20 protein-coding genes are annotated in these 17,739 nt (G+C 40.0%); 15 read left to right on the forward strand and 5 right to left on the reverse strand.

Annotated features, from left to right (window positions below):
• From EWV66_RS02830 to EWV66_RS02855, 6 genes are all read left to right on the forward strand, one after another.
• Positions 1-189, forward strand: a complete 189-nt coding sequence (locus tag EWV66_RS02830; RefSeq protein ID WP_002762197.1) for a hypothetical protein — start codon at positions 1-3, stop codon at positions 187-189.
• Positions 186-476 carry a type II toxin-antitoxin system RelE/ParE family toxin gene (locus tag EWV66_RS02835; protein ID WP_002744303.1) on the forward strand — a complete coding sequence of 97 codons (291 nt, stop codon included), beginning with the start codon at positions 186-188 and terminating at the stop codon, positions 474-476. The genes EWV66_RS02830 and EWV66_RS02835 overlap by 4 nt, the downstream gene beginning before the upstream one ends.
• 566 nt (positions 477-1,042) lie before the next feature.
• Positions 1,043-2,536 (forward strand): GAF domain-containing protein, encoded by a 1,494-nt coding sequence (locus EWV66_RS02840; RefSeq protein ID WP_052276596.1) that lies wholly within the window; start codon positions 1,043-1,045, stop codon positions 2,534-2,536.
• Between the two features lie 5 nt (positions 2,537-2,541).
• On the forward strand, positions 2,542-3,000 hold the full coding sequence (locus EWV66_RS02845; protein ID WP_052276597.1) for a DUF7689 domain-containing protein: 459 nt from the start codon (positions 2,542-2,544) through the stop codon (positions 2,998-3,000).
• A gap of 95 nt (positions 3,001-3,095) precedes the next feature.
• Positions 3,096-3,227: a hypothetical protein gene (locus tag EWV66_RS02850; protein ID WP_002744308.1), complete on the forward strand. Its 132-nt coding sequence runs from the start codon at positions 3,096-3,098 to the stop codon at positions 3,225-3,227.
• A gap of 3 nt (positions 3,228-3,230) precedes the next feature.
• Positions 3,231-3,959, forward strand: coding sequence for a class I SAM-dependent methyltransferase (locus tag EWV66_RS02855; protein WP_052276598.1), 729 nt, complete (start codon positions 3,231-3,233; stop codon positions 3,957-3,959).
• A 27-nt stretch (positions 3,960-3,986) separates the two neighbouring features.
• Here the strand turns inward: EWV66_RS02855 and EWV66_RS02860 are convergent, their stop codons facing one another.
• The 3 genes from EWV66_RS02860 to EWV66_RS02870 form a co-directional block, all read right to left on the reverse strand.
• Positions 3,987-6,833: a GUN4 domain-containing protein gene (locus EWV66_RS02860; protein WP_287107786.1), complete on the reverse strand. Its 2,847-nt coding sequence runs from the start codon at positions 6,831-6,833 to the stop codon at positions 3,987-3,989.
• A 229-nt stretch (positions 6,834-7,062) separates the two neighbouring features.
• Positions 7,063-7,392 carry a hypothetical protein gene (locus tag EWV66_RS02865; protein WP_287107773.1) on the reverse strand — a complete coding sequence of 110 codons (330 nt, stop codon included), beginning with the start codon at positions 7,390-7,392 and terminating at the stop codon, positions 7,063-7,065.
• Between the two features lie 226 nt (positions 7,393-7,618).
• A complete protein-coding gene (locus tag EWV66_RS02870; RefSeq protein WP_002732463.1) occupies positions 7,619-7,849 on the reverse strand; it encodes a type II toxin-antitoxin system CcdA family antitoxin in 231 nt (76 codons plus the stop codon).
• 333 nt (positions 7,850-8,182) lie between these two features.
• On the opposite strand from EWV66_RS02870, the gene lepA reads away from it, so the two are divergent.
• The 5 genes from lepA (at position 8,183) to EWV66_RS02895 (ending at position 14,312) form a co-directional block, all read left to right on the forward strand.
• The gene (gene lepA, locus EWV66_RS02875) at positions 8,183-9,994 is read left to right on the forward strand and encodes a translation elongation factor 4 (RefSeq protein WP_052276601.1); all 1,812 of its coding nucleotides are present in this window, start codon (positions 8,183-8,185) and stop codon (positions 9,992-9,994) included.
• A 59-nt stretch (positions 9,995-10,053) separates the two neighbouring features.
• Entirely contained in the window at positions 10,054-11,229 is a 1,176-nt protein-coding gene (locus tag EWV66_RS02880) for an AAA family ATPase (RefSeq protein ID WP_052276602.1), read from the forward strand.
• 386 nt (positions 11,230-11,615) lie between these two features.
• A complete protein-coding gene (locus tag EWV66_RS02885) occupies positions 11,616-13,430 on the forward strand; it encodes an ABC transporter ATP-binding protein (protein ID WP_287107772.1) in 1,815 nt (604 codons plus the stop codon).
• A gap of 57 nt (positions 13,431-13,487) precedes the next feature.
• Positions 13,488-13,946: a DUF4164 domain-containing protein gene (locus EWV66_RS02890; RefSeq protein ID WP_287115893.1), complete on the forward strand. Its 459-nt coding sequence runs from the start codon at positions 13,488-13,490 to the stop codon at positions 13,944-13,946.
• A 57-nt stretch (positions 13,947-14,003) separates the two neighbouring features.
• Complete coding sequence (locus EWV66_RS02895) at positions 14,004-14,312, forward strand: DUF4164 family protein (protein ID WP_287115894.1); 309 nt, start codon at positions 14,004-14,006, stop codon at positions 14,310-14,312.
• Here the strand turns inward: EWV66_RS02895 and hemB are convergent.
• On the reverse strand, positions 14,278-15,264 hold the full coding sequence (gene hemB, locus EWV66_RS02900) for a porphobilinogen synthase (protein ID WP_287107232.1): 987 nt from the start codon (positions 15,262-15,264) through the stop codon (positions 14,278-14,280). The genes EWV66_RS02895 and hemB overlap by 35 nt on opposite strands.
• Before the next feature lie 437 nt (positions 15,265-15,701).
• Here hemB and EWV66_RS02905 point away from each other — a divergent pair, with 437 nt between their 5' ends.
• Both EWV66_RS02905 and EWV66_RS02910 read left to right on the forward strand, forming a co-directional pair.
• The gene (locus EWV66_RS02905) at positions 15,702-16,067 is read left to right on the forward strand and encodes a phasin family protein (RefSeq protein WP_002789637.1); all 366 of its coding nucleotides are present in this window, start codon (positions 15,702-15,704) and stop codon (positions 16,065-16,067) included.
• Between the two features lie 59 nt (positions 16,068-16,126).
• Positions 16,127-16,507 (forward strand): hypothetical protein, encoded by a 381-nt coding sequence (locus EWV66_RS02910; protein ID WP_002759386.1) that lies wholly within the window; start codon positions 16,127-16,129, stop codon positions 16,505-16,507.
• Positions 16,508-16,586: 79 nt separating this feature from the next.
• On the opposite strand, the gene EWV66_RS02915 is transcribed toward EWV66_RS02910, so the two are convergent.
• A complete protein-coding gene (locus tag EWV66_RS02915; RefSeq protein ID WP_002789639.1) occupies positions 16,587-16,736 on the reverse strand; it encodes a hypothetical protein in 150 nt (49 codons plus the stop codon).
• Positions 16,737-17,085: 349 nt separating this feature from the next.
• Here EWV66_RS02915 and EWV66_RS02920 point away from each other — a divergent pair, with 349 nt between their 5' ends.
• Together EWV66_RS02920 and EWV66_RS02925 are read left to right on the forward strand one after the other, a co-directional pair.
• On the forward strand, positions 17,086-17,340 hold the full coding sequence (locus EWV66_RS02920) for a hypothetical protein (protein ID WP_052276605.1): 255 nt from the start codon (positions 17,086-17,088) through the stop codon (positions 17,338-17,340).
• 290 nt (positions 17,341-17,630) lie between these two features.
• A partial coding sequence (locus tag EWV66_RS02925; RefSeq protein ID WP_287107233.1) for a DUF4277 domain-containing protein occupies positions 17,631-17,739 on the forward strand: 109 nt, incomplete at its 3' end.

The following is a 17,739-nucleotide window of genomic DNA, read 5'->3' on the forward strand; positions in this document are numbered from 1 at the left end:
ATGGAAATAAAAAACATTAAACAAAAAGCCAGAAATTTAATCGATAAATTGCCGGATAATTCTACATGGGATGATTTGATGTATGAGATTTATGTGAGACAGGCAATTGAAGCAGGATTAGCCGATAGTGAGGCGGAAAAGGTTATTTCTGTGGCAGAAGTACGCACTAAGTTCAAGCTAGAGCCATGAAAGTTTTCTGGACAGAAACCGCCGTTAATCATTTATCATCCATCTACAACTACATATCACAAAACTCCCCTCAATATGCTCAAAGACTGGTGGAAAGATTGACCAGACGCTCAGAACAGATTGCTAATTTTCCCTTTTCGGGTCGTCTTGTTCCGGAGTTTGAAACTGAGCAGATCCGAGAAGTTATCGAGGGTTCTTATCGCATAATTTATTATATCAAGCCTGAGCAAATCGATGTTATTGCGGTACTTCATGCTGCCCGAAACATTGAAAATCCACAAGATTAACGATAATCCAAGACCATTGGGGGAGTAAATTAATGGCAGCAGTGAAGATTACCAAAAAAGGGAAGAAAGCTCCAACGGGTTAGCTATCCCTCTGGGAGGAGTGGGAGGCCAATAGTCCAGAAATTATTGAGGTGGCTCATCAGTTCATCTTGACTAATTGTCACAACCCGCAGCGGGCGATATTTCTCGATTGATCTTAAATCTTTGGTTGAGACTGCAAGAAAGCAGGGTGCAGGGGAGAAAGTTGAAAACCCATCTCCCCTGGCCTCGTATTATTATCCGAGAAGTATTGAGTTCCAGGGCATTGATCGGCTTAACTATACCAAGGGCATCTAACGGTGATGAGTGATCGGCACAAAGATGGCAGCTCGAAGACACTACAATTGACAAACCTGTAAATCCATGTTACAATTGATAATTGATAATTGATAATTGATAGATAAAACTATCATTAGCATGATTGTTCTTAATTAACCATAATACTTTTATTCTCATCAGCCTCGATATTTCAGTTTGAGTGTGATGGTAATCTTGAGTAAATTGACTAAATTTCAAGGAGCAACTAAATGCCTGAGAGTTTACAAGGTGAGAAATGTGACGATACTGCAACTAAGGCTAATCAATTTTTAAATACTAGAAACGACCTTATAAGTTATCAAACAAAAAGATTAGACAATCTTTCTGATTTTGAACAACTTGAGCAAGCCTTAATGAATTTTACAAGCAATAAGAAAGATACGGTAAAATATATTCTAAAAAAAGTTTGTGAAGAAGCTAAGTGTCAAGTTGCAGCGATTTTTTTAATCTCTAAGGATGATGTACTAGAGCGTTTTGCCATTCAAGGCAAAGACGTTAATGGTGAGCCAATAGATGATACATGGCTACAAGAAGAGAGGTATGCGAAAGGGGAGAGTTTCACTGGCAGCGCTGCTAATCCATCTGATGGATCATATGGGAAGGTTACTGGAGAGCTTTTCCAGTATGAAAATTTGAAGTATAGGCAGGAATATTCTGATAAGCTAGGCAAATTAATCTCTGCCATTGCCTTACCTTTGAATGGACGAAACAAAACCTATGGAGTATTGAGAATTATAAACAAAGTTGATGATCAGGGCAATATTGACGATCTGGCAAGCTTTGATCCCTGTACAGTAGCTTTCTTAGCAGGAGTCGCCTCTGCTAAACTATCTAATATTCACAGGGATTCTGAGATTAATATACTCAATTACTTGACATACCTTGCAGATATTATCCCAGTTGATTCCTTTGACAAGTATCAAGAAAGGATGTATGACGAAATTTTCAAATACTTAGTCGGCAACGAGACTCCATATAAAGTTGCCATTCTTTACAGAAAAAACTTGTCTTCTGAAGTAGTGGAAGTTTTACGATTTTCTGAAGTATCTGGAGTAAGTAATTCATGTCGAGTTTATCTTGAAGAGGTTGGAAAGGAGTTTGCAGAAAAAATCTCTTCAAATACTTGTCAATTTATTGAAGGAGTACATGAGGAGAAAAACAATAATCGGTTTATTCAAACTGATTTAAAACATTTTGAAGATTCAAAACTTGAAGCCTTTGGCGTTTTCCCACTTTTCTTTGAGGGAAAATTCATCGGAGCTATTGCTCTATTTTTTGGATATAAGTTCAAGCTATTCGATAATAATCTTAGCTTTTTACAAAGTTTTTCTTCTTTACTTGCCATATTAGTTAACAAACAAACTCGGGCAGAGAGACTAAGGGAGTTTGAAAGTCTTGCTGAAGATTGGATTAATGAAACAAGTCATTTATCCTCAACCCATGAGGCGATTATACATCCTAACTATCAGAGAATTATTGGAATGGGGCAAGATGTTATACCATTTTTGCTCAAAAATCTTAAAGAGCCAAAAAGCCTTCCTAGCCGTTGGTTTTGGGCATTAAAAGCTATTTCTGGTGAAGATCCGGTTCCTAAAGACAGCCGGGGTAAGTCTAAGGAGATGATCGATGCTTGGTTGCACTGGGGTATCCGAAAGGGATATATTAAAGGGGATATATTAATGAACACTAAATCATCTATTTAAAAAGTATGTGTATTGTAATCATTAACGGTGATAGTCATATAACCAGTCGGAGAACTCCTTATTACAATTCCTTTGCTTGGGCAGTAAATGATCAAGAGCGTTGGTGGTTTCCCGATCGATTTGAGACTGAATATTGGCCAGCTGGAATACCAAGGGAGAACACTCTAAGTGCCTTCATAGATGCCTATAGGACCGAGCATTTTGAAGTTTGCCCAATTGGTGATCCTAATTTAGAGTTTAGTCCTAACGGTTTTTTTGTTGAAAAAATCGCTATTTATACTATTAATGGTAGTCCCTCTCACGCCTGTCGGCAATTAAACACTGGAAGATGGACGAGTAAAATAGGAGTTCGTGAAGATGTACGACATGAATTTGTGGAACATTTTATTGTAGAAATTGAAGGGATACCTGATATTCTTAATCTTGGAAACCGCAGCATTATTATGAGGAGAATACATCATTAATAGTAGGCTAGAGTCTAGCTTTGCTTTCAAATAAGATATGTATCTTAAGTTTGCTTGTGGAAGTTCTGCAATTGTAAAGATATGCTATAATTGGAATGAGTCAAAGTACCAAAGTTAAGCGTTTAGAGGAAGTAGCGAATTGCCATCAAAAGCTAAATATTATGTTCGGCAAGTCTTTCAGCAAAATTAAGTCTCTGACTATGTACACCAAAATAGCTAAGTTATAATTTATGGAAAATAATCAACTTATAGAAAGAAGGTTTGACGGCAAGATAGGTGATGATTATAGTCTCTGGCAATCTGCTCGTCCTCATCTTAAAAAGTTAAGACAAGAGTTAGTCAAACTACTAATTAACTATCAAAACTCTTGCCCAAAGGAATCGCTGATCCTAGAAATTGGGTGTGGCGATGGAGAATTAACTGAGATGATCCTATCTGAAGCAAAAAATATTAAGATAATCGCTATCGATAACGAACCTTCGATGATTCAAAAAATCCGCTCAAGGCTTTCACATTACCTATCTCAAGATACTCTTGTTGTTATTCAGGATGATGTTTTAAACTTTTTGCAAAGTTATCCTTTGAATAACTTTAATTTTATTGTTTCTGGATTCACTTTTCACAATATGTTGGCACTCTATCGTTTTCAAGTATTTCAACTATTATATAGTCGGCTTCTCATTGGAGGTAAGTTATTAGACGCTGATAAAATCGCGCAAAGAGGTGAACAGCATAACCGTGATATAAAGTGGCAATATGATAAATTCTTTGAAGTCCTTGTATCTGCTGAAAGGTTCGATCTCCTGAAAGAGGTTATGTTGCACTATACTACGGATGAACAACCTAATAGAATACGCTATGAAGATGAAACAATCTCTGAACTTTCAGAAATTGGATTTCAAGAAGTTACCTTATACTTACGTCAATATATGGATGCACTGATTATAGCCTCTAAATAGAATTTTACCCGATTGTTAGCACCTAAGTTAAATATTTTGGGATTCAAGTCTTGAAGCTAACGTAGAAATTCTCCTCGCTCCATAAACAATTCCCCCACCCCCACCTTGGTAAAAGTGATGGTATATAAGAATTGGAAATGTAAAGTCGCTCAAGTCTGCTGTGGCAGGATATTCTATATTTTCAAGCTCCAACCATATACCTCCTTGTCGCCAACCTATGCAATCGCCAAAACTACCCCATACTTCCCGATTATATTCTTCTGTCCCCCCAAGGTCACGGTAAATTTTCGCCTGTCTCTTAATACCAAATTTCCCTTCGCTGTATTTCACCCAGAGACGGTCAATTTCATTGATTACATCTAGGGATACCTGACTAAAAAGGTCGTAGAAGTCATTATAATTTTCTATGATCATCCACTGGTACATAATGAAAGCGGTTTCGTAGTCGGCTTTTTTCCAATCCTGTTGCTTTAGGTACTCCTCTAACTTTTGATAGATTTGTTCTTGGTTTTCTATGAGATGTTCCCTCTGTTTTCTCAGTTCTTTTTCGTAGGCGCGATCAGCCTCTTTGTGATATTGTACCGAGATCATCTTGTCGAATTGTTCTCGGAAACGATCTGGGTTTTCTGTCTCTGCAAAAGCTAGACGGAAAATCTCGCGCCATCTTTCCTCGTTTTCGTTCTCTTTATTCCCCCATAATTCATATAATTTATCATGAGCTTTCCTAGATAATGAATAAACCTCTGTTGCGACCGGATGTTGGACAGAGAAAATAATATTAGGTAAAATTCGAGAGACACGATAAAGTTGATTTTTTTGTTCAACTTCAGGACTAATTTCCAGTAGTCCCAGTTCTCTTGCCCGTTTTAATTGTCCTTGGTAATTAGAAATGGAGCTACAGACGGCTTCTAAAGCTACCATCGGGACGGGTATCTCATAGATTAAACAATGACTAAGAACCTGCTGTAATGGCTGATCGATAAGCTGGTACAGTTCCTGCCAAATAATTTTATCTTTCCACAAATCGGGACTATTTTCTAGTTCAGCTAATTTAGCTTCTGCGTCTTCTCTACCTAAAATATCATTATTGAGAAATTCTAGTAATCGAGGATTTCCATCGGCTAAATTCAACGCCCTTTCCCTGAGAGGTTCAGGAAGTTGATCCGGGGTAAAATTGGCTAGACGAGCGAGTTTTTTAGTCAGTTCGGCTTTTCTAAATGGTTCTAATCCCTGCAAGAAAAAAGCCTCTAATAAATCAGAATCGAACTCGTAGCGACAAGTAATCAGAATCCGATGGTCAGTTCCCGTTTCTTGGATTGCCGTGACTAATGCTGCTAAAATCGGGGCGACTGGAGCCTTAAGAATATAGCGACCTTCACGAGGTTCGAGATTCCATTCAAAGTCATCAAGAATCAGAAGAAACGGTTTTTCTCCCAATTCAGCTAACCGAATGAATAGGTAAGATAATCGAGATTTAAGTTCAATTTGATTGTTTTCTAAATCAGCAATAAGTTCTCTAGTTTTAGGATTGATGAGTTTATCTTTTAACTTTCTTATCAAATAAACTTCATCAATTTGTCGCCACCAGAGAAGCTTTTCCGATTCAGGCAATCTCTCCCACAGTCGAGAGGCGATACTACTTTTTCCCCATCCTCCCATACCATGAATTAGTACCCCAACCTTTTCCCAATCCGTTTTCAGCGTTCGCAAACAATTCTGTAACTGGCGACGACGACCGACAAACTCTTCCCTTTTGACCACCCTAAGCCGATTTTCATCATCTCTAAATTCTCTGGTAATTGTCGGTTTTGGCAGTTGTGTGCGTTTCGGTGTCCTTAAGGGAGTTACTAGGGCTTGAGGTAGAGTGTTTCCTACATATAAGCGCAGTTTATGCCAATCCCTTGCTTGCTGGTCAATTAAGGCTCTATAGGTAGCAGATAGGGCCTCAATTACCGTTTCCCCTTGGGATAAATGTCCGTACAATTCCTTCGCTGCTACTGCTGCATCCGTATCTAGAACCCTTTCTCCCCAACCCAAAACAGCTTTTGCCCCCAAGTCCAAAAATTCTTCCGCCATGGAGGGAACTGCGCTGTCAGGAGCATAACCTGTACGGCAACCAGAGAGGAAAATTAAAGGCGGTAAAGAAGAACGAGCGATCGCATCATAAATGGCATTGGTGTCGCTATCAACCCGGTTGCCATACTCATCCTCGGTGAGAAAGCAGGGTTTTCCGTCCTGATGAGTTGCATGACCTGTTAAGTGAAAGACATCAAAGTAGCCTTGGTCATATTCCCGAACTACATAGCCTAACTCATTTAAACAACCACTTTCTTCTACTCTCAAGTTCACCGGATTGCGCTGGGTGGCTCCTAAAATTTGCCCCTCTTCTGCTTCGTAATCTAAGACGGGTTCAACGCCTAGCGGAGAGGTAGCCATAAAGAGCAAGTTGAGGGGGCGGTTTTGCGGCGGACTGACAATCTGATTCGGTCTATTATTGGAAAACCACCGCACGGGAATAATGGCAGGTCTTTTCTCCACCAGAAAACCCTGACCATCGTGTAATAATTCCCAGGGTAGATGGACTAATCTTTTGCTGGTGCTGATAGCCAGAACTATTTTCTCTCCCCGGTGGCTATCTAATTCGTTCTGGAGGATGCGCTCCGTACCATCTAACCATCGGTATAAACCTTGTCCTGTTGTGGCGTGATCTTCCGGTAAACGGGTATAGTAATCGGTGTCGGCCCTATCACTCAGGTTATTGATTTCACTCAAGCATCTTGTGTAGGTACGAGTCTGGTTGGGGTTATCCCAGAAAAATCGGAACTCAACGCTATTGCTACCCCTCTCCTGAAGATCAATATGCAGTATCTTCATGTGAAGATCAATATGCAGTATATTCATGATTTTTCCAGCAATTCTCAGTTTTAGACACAGCAAGCCTTTTAGGGATTTAAAGAACATTTTAAAGGGGGATTTTTGGGGCAACTTTGGGTGTACTATCACGTCAAAAGCCCGAAGACTCGTGAAATGAAATTCGCCATCCCATTGAATTTTACCCCGTATTATGCGAACTAACTCCCAAAAGCCTTGCTACAGGGCAAATTTAGAATTGCTGTGATTTTTCTTGTTCCAAGAGTTTTTGTAGTTGCTCTAGGGTAGCATCTTTGAGCAGCAGGCGATCGCCGTTTTTGCTGACAATCAACACCCGTTCGATCTTCGGGGTTTCAGGAGAGTCAATTTTTCGCTTTAATTGGTAAAATTTCTCAGCGATGGTGATTGTTCCGCTAATAATGCCGATGATGGTGGCGATGGTAGCAAGGGTTCCCTCTTTCTCCACTTTGGAGATAACTTCGTAGCTGCCTTGCACCCCTTCCATCTCTAGGATGTCCTGAGCAACCTTGATAGCATCGCAGCCTTCAATTTCTATCCGCATCAGTTTTGTTCCTCCCGTAAGTACCCAAGCAAAATGATACTAAATCCGTTTATTAAAAACTGATTATCTATTCCCCCTTTTGCTTGTCCTGATATGTAGCCTATACTCAACGAATTTAGTATGACTAGCTTAGTTGGGGAAAAAATCTCAATTACTATCAATGGTTGACCTAAGAAAATATTTCAGTCTCTCCGTCGGGAAATAACCTATTAGAGACTGAAAAATCTTAGTCATTCCATTCCCCTTTGGGTGGTACGGGGGGATTGCGTCGAAGATGACGGGTTAAGTCCTCATCCGGTTGTTTCTCTCCTCTTAGCCACTGTTTAATCGCTGTTTCGATAATGCGACTAGGATCGTTAGTCAGGTGTTTAATCTGGTCTAAAACTTCCGAGTCAAGGTGAATAGCGATTTCAACTTTCTCCGCCGTGCGCTGAGTCGGTGTAGCATTGTCGTTCATAAGCTCTATTAATGATTGCTATCTATCATTCTACCCGTCAGTCGAGGATTCTTATCCAAGAGTTTATCTATGGTAATCCGATTTGGACAAATCATAGAGCCTTTCCTTAGCCATTGCCCTTTGCCTGATTTTGTCAGCATAATCAAGCCTACCATAGTTTCCTGTGGATGCCGAGAGGGGAAGCCAAGGCCGAAACCCTAACTATACTTGCAGTTTAGCTTTTTTTACCTTTTACTTTTCACTTTTGCTCCAGCCTTAGAGACTTTACCTCTACAATGAATTAAGGAATCTAAAATTTTATAAACCCCTGACTTTTGCCAGCAGTGAACCACGATGACTGACGTTCCCGTTTCTCGCATTCGCAATTTTTCCATCATCGCTCATATCGATCATGGTAAATCAACTCTCGCCGATCGCCTCCTGCAAATTACAGGAACCGTAGCCCAACGGGAGATGAAAGAACAATTTCTCGATAATATGGACTTGGAACGGGAACGAGGTATCACCATCAAGTTACAAGCGGCACGCATGGATTATACCGCTAAGGATGGTCAAAAATACGTTCTCAATCTGATTGATACCCCCGGCCATGTGGATTTTTCCTACGAGGTTTCTCGGTCTCTAGCGGCGTGCGAGGGAGCTTTATTAGTTGTGGATGCGTCCCAAGGCGTAGAAGCGCAAACTTTAGCCAATGTTTACCTAGCACTGGAAAATAACCTCGAAATTATCCCAGTTTTAAATAAAATCGACCTACCCAGTGCCGAACCGGAACGAGTCGCAGCGGAAATCGAGGAAGTGGTGGGTTTAGACTGTAGTGAGGCGATTCGGGCCTCGGCTAAGGCTGGGATCGGTATTAATGATATTCTAGAGTCGATCGTCCAATTGGTTCCCCCTCCCCAAGATACCCTCGCAGAACCCTTCCGAGCTTTAATTTTTGATAGTTATTACGACGCTTATCGAGGGGTAATTGTCTATTTCCGCGTCATGGATGGTCGGGTGAAAAAGGGCGATAAAATTCGTTTTATGGCTTCTGGTAAAGAATTTGTGATCGATGAATTGGGAATTTTATCACCGCAACAGGTACAGGTAAATGAACTTCACGCGGGAGAAGTGGGTTATCTGGCAGCCGCGATTAAAACTGTTGCTGATGCCCGGGTGGGTGATACGATTACTCTAACCACTAAACCGGCAAAAGAGCCTTTACCCGGTTATACAGAAGCAAAACCGATGGTTTTCTGCGGATTATTCCCCACCGATGCTGATCAGTATGCCGATCTCAAAGATGCGCTGGAAAAGTTAAAATTAAACGATGCAGCCCTATCCTACGAACCGGAAACTTCTAGCGCCATGGGTTTTGGTTTCCGTTGCGGTTTCTTGGGACTGCTACACATGGAAATCGTCCAGGAAAGACTAGAAAGGGAATATAACTTAGATTTAATTACCACTGCTCCCTCGGTAGTTTATCGGGTTACTACCACCGATGGGGAAATTGTCGAAGTGGATAATCCCAGTTTGTTACCTTCCCCACAAAAACGGGAAAAAATTGAGGAACCTTATATCCAAGTGGAAATGATTACTCCGGAAACCTATGTAGGTGCTTTGATGGAATTATGTCAAAGTCGTCGGGGAGTTTTCAAGGATATGCGTTATTTTACTAAAACTCGCACCGCTTTGATTTATGAGTTACCTTTAGCGGAAGTGGTGACGGACTTTTTTGATCAATTAAAATCTCGATCGCGCGGTTATGCTAGTATGGAATATCAATTAATTGGCTATCGGGAAAATGAGCTAGTTAAATTAGATATTATGGTCAATGGTGATCCCGTTGATGCTTTAGCGATGATCGTTCACCGGGATAAAGCTTATTATGTTGGCCGCGCTTTAACTGAAAAGTTAAAAGAATTGATTCCCCGGCATCAATTTAAGGTTCCCATTCAAGCAGCTATTGGTTCTAAAATTATCGCTAGTGAACATATTCCCGCTTTAAGAAAGGATGTGTTAGCTAAGTGTTATGGTGGTGATATTAGCCGCAAGAAAAAGCTTTTAGACAAGCAAGCAAAAGGGAAGAAACGGATGAAAGCGATCGGAACTGTTGATGTCCCCCAGGAAGCATTTATGGCAGTCCTAAAACTCGATCCTCAGTAAAGTCTAGGGGTGAGAATTAACTCACCCTTTTTAGTTTTGGCAGAGGGAAAGAAATTATTATGAAACTTTTGAGATTATCCTATCAAGATTTATCCTCTGGATTAAGTATAGATTCTTGCGAGTTTTTTCCAGATTTGAATTTATTAGTTGGTATCTCAGGTGCAGGAAAAACCTCGATTTTAAAGGCTATTAGGAATTTAAAAAGAATCACTAACGGTGAGTCTATAAATGGGGTGAAATGGGATGTAGAATTTTTAACCAATGATCATGTTCGTTATCATTGGTTGGGTGAATTTGAGGTTAGAAAAGCTCGTTCTCTCATCAAGATTGAAGAAGATGAAGTCAATAGTAATGACGATGAAAATAAGGTTAGTATAATTAGTGAAACTCTTTTAAAAGATCAAGAGGTTTTGATCGAAAGAAACCAAGAGGTAATTGAGTTTAAACATTCAAAGACACCAAAACTACCATCTTATTTAAGCTGTATAGAGCTTTTCAATCAAGAAGAAGATGTTTTCCCTGTTCGACAGGAATTTAACAAAATGGTTTTCAATCCACTTAAGTTTAATATCTCATCTTCAACATTGGATAAAATCCTTAGAGACTACGAATATACCTCTCTCTCTGAATTACAATCGAGTCAACTTCCTATTTCCGACAAACTACTGATCACTTATAAAAAATATCCCGATACGTTCGAGATAATAAAGAGAAAGTTTTTAGATATTTTCCCTCAAGTTGAAGATTTAAAAATAGAATTTTTAGAACCATTCAAACTAGGTGATATTGGTATGCTTGTTTCATTAACTCCAATTTTTTTACTTGAAGACTTACCTCGCATACAAATAAAAGAAAAAAACTCTCATGTCTGGATTGTAGAACCAAATATCTCCTCTGGAATGATAAAAAGCCTGATGTTCTTAGCAACGATCGAATTATCTCCTGATGGCAGCGTTATATTAATCGATGAATTTGAAAATAGTTTGGGGGTTAACTGTTTGGACACTTTAACAGAAGATTTATTAGTTAATTATCGAGATTTACAGTTTATTATTACCAGTCATCATCCCTATATAATTAATAATATCAGTCCTGCCTATTGGAAAATAGTCACTCGTAAAGGAGGAGTAATTAAGGTAAACAATGCGGCTGATTTTCATATTTCTAAAACTCGACAAAAAGCCTTTATTGATCTTATCAATGTCTTAGAAGAATTTCCCCAAGGAATTAGTTAATCGATGAATATTTATTTTTTATTTGAAGGAAGAAGTACCGAAAAAAAGCTTTATACTGCAGCGTATCGATAAAACTGAACACTTAAAAACCTTTCAGAAATTTATTAATTTTTGTGATAATATTCGTCAAAATTTTAGATAAATTGATCTGTGGTGCTTCTGACGACGATGAAATATAAGCTGATCTGGCATCGTCTCCTGACTAATAGCTGATTGAGAATACAAGACTATGACAAGGCTTTTGTCCTAGAAATTTCTAGTTCGGCAGATTTTTGTAGTATTGTAGTATAATGGTAACTCCAGAAAAACAATCATAAAAGTGCCTTCAGTCTCTTCAGTTAGCAGTTACCAGATAGAAGTTAAAAATTGGCAATTTACTTGATGTTATGGCTTCCTTACGGGATATTCTCAGTTACTATCGCAATTATCAAAAAGCCGCCTTTTTGAGCATTGCTGCATCGAGTGTCTTTGAAATTATCGATCTGATGGTTCCCTACGCTGTCGGACAGATTCTTAATGTTCTTTCTGATCAACCTTTAGATGGATTCGTGCAGTCTTTAGTTGATCGCACCATGATTTTAACTCCCTTTGCCTCAGAAAAGTGGGTTAGTTTGGCGGTATTATTAGGCTTAATTTTCCTAACCACGGTAATTAAAGCACCAATTCAGCCTTGGGTGGGTGTCTGGTTTCACTGGGAAATATCCTTAAGAGCGCGACGAGATCATCTCAGAAAAATTATTGCCAAAATTCTCACCTTACCCCTATCTTTTTACGATGAAAATAATCCAGGACGCATCGCTAACCGGATCGCCAAAGGCATAGAAAATCATACTTGGACTTATCCCGAAGTGGCGGGAATGATGATCCCAAAATTGTTTAGAGTTTTCGGTATTTTTATTGTTATATGGATAATTCAATGGCAAATCGCCCTTGCTTTTCTTATTTCTTTTGTATTAATTGTAGCCTTTATTTTGAGAGATTTAAAAGATTTAATGCAAAAAGAAAGAATTCTGGATCAGCACATCGAAAATACACAAAGTCGCAATTCTGAGATTATTACTAACATCAAAACTGTCAAAGCTTTTGCCACAGAAGGACAGGAATTATATCGTCAGAAACAGCGTTTAGAGAGAGAATTTACCTACGTTATCTATCGCATTCATAAGGGTTATGTGGACTTAATTACTTGGGAAAAAACCCTCGTCCAAGCTAGTTTATTTGGAGTATTTTTCTTTACTCTCCTAGCTACCGTTCAACAGAAAATCTCGATCGGGCATTTTATCACCACCTATACCCTCGCTAGTATGGCCTATGCGGAATTAGATCCCCTATCTCAAATGGCAGAAACTTTCGCTCGTCGCTATGCTTCTATGGCACGTCTAAACGAATTTATCAACTTGCCTAGTGGAACTGATGCTGGTAGTCTTTTAGCCGATCATGCCCAACACAATCCCTATCATTTTACGGGGAAAGTAGAATTAAGTAATCTTAGCTTTGGCTATAGTCCTGAAAGAAGGATTCTCAAGGATATTAATCTTCTGATTGAACCCTATCAAACCGTGGCATTAGTGGGAAAATCAGGTTCAGGAAAATCCACTTTAGTTAAGTTACTTTTCCGCTATTTTGAACCGAATCAAGGACAAATTCTGATGGATGGCGAGGATATTAGTCGCTTGGATGTGACTTGGTATCGGCGACGGTTAGCGATTGTCCATCAAGAAGTAGATGTGTTTAATGGTACGGTGTTAGAAAATCTCACCTACGGTAATCCTAATATTAGCTTCGAGAAGGTAGAAGAAGCCTGTAAAATTGCCCGTGTCGATGAATTTATTCAGGAATTACCTAATGGTTATTCCACTATTGTAGGGGAAAGGGGCGTGCGTCTTTCGGGGGGACAAAGACAGCGTTTAGGAATTGCTAGGGCGTTAATTGTTGCTCCAGATGTGTTAGTTTTTGATGAGGCCACTTCTAGCTTAGATTATGAGTCAGAAAGAGCAATTCAACTAGCCATGAAATCCATTTTAGGCACTCGCACTACGATTATTATTGCCCACCGTCTCAGTACCGTTCGAGAAGCTGATCAAATTGTCGTCTTAGATAATGGTCGCATTGTCGAGATCGGTAGCCATGATCAATTATTAAATCAGCAGGGAATCTATCAACGTCTCCACTCTTTGCAAGAAAGTGGCGAACTGGTTTAGTCTTAAAATAGTCCCCGATAGGGAACCGAGAAAATATATCTAATGGGAGTTGATACTATGTCTAACGAAACCGTTACCTATTCCCTAGAAGCTGTTTTGACGAGGATTGAGGGGAAAATTGACAATCTCCAAAAAGATGTTAACCAAAAATTTGACAGTTTCCAAAAAGATGTTGACCAAAAATTTGAAAGTCTCCAAAAAGATTTTAACCAAAAATTTGAAAGTCTCCAAAAAGATTTTAACCAGAAATTTGACAGTTTCCAAAAAGATGTTGACCAAAAATTTGAAAGTCTCCAAAAAGATTTTAACCAAAAATTTGACAAACTCGACGAACGGTTAAATAAGCTAGAGGTAGGACAGGCAAAGTTAACCGAAAAGGTTGAGGGCATCGATAATCGCCTAAAATCAGTGGAAGGAACCCAAAAAAATCAGGTTTGGACATTAATTATTATTCACAGTTTCAAGTTTTGTCATCCCAGAAAAACGATGTTCTCAGACAACCTCAAACCGGTTTAGTCTTAAAATAGTCCCCGATAGCGGACTGAGAAAATATATCTAATGGAAGTTGATACTATGTCTAACGAAACCGTTACCTATTCCCTAGAAGCTGTTTTGACGAGGATTGAGGGGAAAATTGACAATCTCCAAAAAGATGTTAACCAAAAATTTGACAAAATTGACGAACGGTTAAATAAGCTAGAGGTAGGACAGGCAAAGTTAACCGAAAAGGTTGAGGGCATCGATAATCGCCTAAAATCAGTGGAAGGAACCCAAAAAAATCAGGTTTGGACATTAATACCTCACCACCCCCTTATCCTGATCGGCATGGTGGGTTCAATCATCAAGTTTAACCCTCTGCTAACCAGCGCACGGCATCCTTAGCGTGGTAGGTTAAGATAATATCGGCACCGGCCCGTTTAAAGCTGGTTAAAGTCTCTAAAGTCACCCGTTTTTCGTCAATCCAGCCATTTAACGCCGCCGCTTTAATCATTGAATATTCCCCCGACACATTGTAGGCAGCCACGGGTAAATTAGTCATTTCCTTGATTCTCCAGATAATATCCATGTAAGATAGAGCAGGTTTCACCATTAACATATCTGCCCCCTCTAATACGTCTAATTCCACCTCTTTTAAGGCTTCCCTGGCATTACCCGGATCCATTTGGTAGGTTCTGCGATCGCCGAATTGGGGGGTAGAATCAGCCGCATCCCGAAACGGACCATAATAGGCAGAGGCATATTTAGCCGTATAGGAAAGAATCGGTGTATCACTATAACCGGCCTCATCCAATCCTTGACGAATTGCCTGCACAAAACCATCCATCATTCCCGACGGTGCAATGATATCCACTCCCGCTTTTACCTGAGAAACGGCGGTTTTTTGCAATAATTCCAGAGTGGGATCGTTTAACACCCTGCCGGTTAAATCTCCCGTTTGTAGATAACCACAATGACCGTGGTTGGTATATTCACACAAACAAGTATCGGCGACAATGAGTAAATCGGGAACTGCCTCTTTAATCGCTGTGGCCGCTTTTTGGACAATACCATGATCGTGCCATGCTCCCGTCGCCTCTGTGTCTTTACTTTCCGGCAGCCCGAATAAAATAATCGCTGGAATTCCTAAATCCCGCACTTCCTTGGCTTCGTCAACAATTTTATCGATTGATAATTGGTACACCCCCGGCATCGATTTGACTTCTAAGGCAATACCTTCCCCCGCCGTGGCGAAAAGAGGATAGATAAAGTCATTGGCTGTCAAGACGGTTTCACTCACCAGACGGCGCATTTGAGGGGTTTGACGCAGACGACGGGGGCGATGAATAGGAAACATAGTTTTTTGTGATTAAATCGGGAATCTGGTCTCGATTCTTTAGTTTAAATCTTTGCTGAGGATGAACACAAATCGATTCAGCCGGCTGCTGGCAGCGGGCAACTATCCACAATATTTAGTTATTTTGAGCTTAATCAAACTATTTAGTTCATTTTTGACCTGATGAGGCTTTATCGTCGTTTTGAGCGCAAAAAACCAGCAATTTGACTAAAATTTAATCTTTATACCGATCACTTTTGCTGTTGCCACCACCGCATCTCTTTACAAAACTTTACCTCATCAGAGGATTAGGGAAATGGGGAGATAGGGAAATGGGGAAATTTCAACTAATACCCCAACACCCCAACCCCCAAACCCCAACACCCAAAAACCATCTCCATTTGGGAGAAGGATCGTTTATTCTAGGAAGTAAGAGCGATCGATTCAGGATTTTTGCTATGGCCAACTTAGGTGATTTAGTCAAAAAAGCAGTTTATTTGGGCGTAGGCATTGCTACTTATGCCGCCGAAAAAGCTGAAGTAAATTTACAAGAATTAAGAAATCAAGCCCAAAAATTAGCCGATGAGATGATTTCTCGCGGCGAAATGACGACGGAAGAAGCGAGGAAATACGTTGATGAGTTGGTGAAACAGGCACAACAGCAAACGGTGGCAGGTAATGAATCTAATATTCCCCATGAACCCCGACGGATAGAAATTATTGAAGATGAGGAGGACACCAAAGCAGCCGAGCCAAAAGTAGATGAATTGCGGCAAAAGGTGGAACGTCTTCAGGAAGAATTACGGAAACTACAACAGGATTAAAACCTAGATTTTAGCGACAAATAATTAATTATTACCAGACAAGGGACGCAAGTATAAACATGGACGATTGGCAGAAAGATTTTTGGGAAGTGATCGAAACTGTGGCGCTGGGAATTGAAAATTTTTTCCAAGAAGTTACCCAAACTATCGAAGAAATCAATGAAGAAATTATCATCGATCTGGAACAGTTTATTCAAGAGGTTTTACCCCAGGAATTAGAGGAATTTTTTAACCTCGATGAATACCCCTTTTCGGAATTAGATGAACCCTCGGATTTTACCCTCACTCCTAAAGTTAACCCCGATCCTAACACCCATCCTGCTTGTATCGGTTGCCGTAATTATCACGGTTATATCTACGGAGGCAATCTTCTCGTCTGCGGTTTCCATCCCTACGGTTGGGATAGTGATAGTTGTCCCGATTGGCAAGCAGAGGATTAATTATTTTCCTATAAAATCAGGTAGGGTTATTATCCCTACCCATAACCTTTATCTCAAAGCAGTTATCCGTCATTTTTAGTTAAGAATTACCCTTGGGAGCATGGTAGGGTTCAGAATCAAAAGGCTGCATCCCCACATCGGGATATTCATCATTGTTGGGACTAAAAATGCGAGCGAAAGCCTCTGTTAGGTACTGGACAAAATCGTGTAATGTATCCTTGATATTCATTGCTTTTCTCTCCGACTCTCGACAACAATCTCTGTTCAACTTGGGAAAGGTTGATTCACCCCTCCATCCCCATTATCTGGCCAGAATCTCATCAATTGTTGACTTTTGAGATAATTCTTGAATAATCTTCATAAGACTTTATACTTTTTCTTGTTTATCTAAACTTTTATAAGTAGGGAGGCACAATCACAATTATTTGTAGGATGGGTTAGCGGTAGCGTAACATAATCGGGCGTTGGGTTTCATGCTTCAACCTCAAGTTTAGACTAATTTGAGCAATAGTCAGTACATAAGAACTGCTTGAGCAGAAAAAACGGGAAATCAAGTAAGATTACTAAATTTCCCGAAAATGACTTTGAAAAACTTGCAGGAATTTCGAGAAGCGGCCTATAAACTCTTAGGAACAGGCAAAGACGCGGTAATGGACTTGATGGACGCAGTGTTAGTAACCCGAAGTGTCCATTCCTTTGCGGAACTGTCTATGTCGCCGGTGTTTCGGAGAAAATGGCCGTCATTGTACGAAGCGATCGAAGATTGCTCTCCTCAGCGTCGTGGATTGATGAAATTGTACATCAAGGAGCTGCCAAAAAACGAACGTAAGTAGTCATGCAAAATTAATTACCTGCCCGATCGAGCTAAAACCCTTACGGGGCAATGATCGTCATGTGTAAATAATTTTGCCTAGGTACTTATAATCTTAGCAGGCGACCATACAGCATATCCAACCCACATTCCGCACCCTCAACTGTCACATAAGCTGTCCCCCTCCAGAGACTTGAGTAAAAATACTTAGCTGGTGAAGGTTTTCTCGGTGGCCGCTAGGGCGGTCTTGAGACCCCTAATTATGAAAAAATAGGAATTGTTGGAAAACTGAGGCGAGTGGACTGTTCGACCATGAATCAATCAACAGAAATTGAAGTCAAAAATCTAGACCATCTGGGATTAGTAGCCGGAATTATCGATGAAATAGGAATCGTTGAAATTATCAACGAACAAGTCTCAA

Source organism: Microcystis sp. M_OC_Ca_00000000_C217Col, assembly GCF_007095585.1.
Classification (GTDB): Bacteria; Cyanobacteriota; Cyanobacteriia; order Cyanobacteriales; family Microcystaceae; genus Microcystis; species Microcystis panniformis.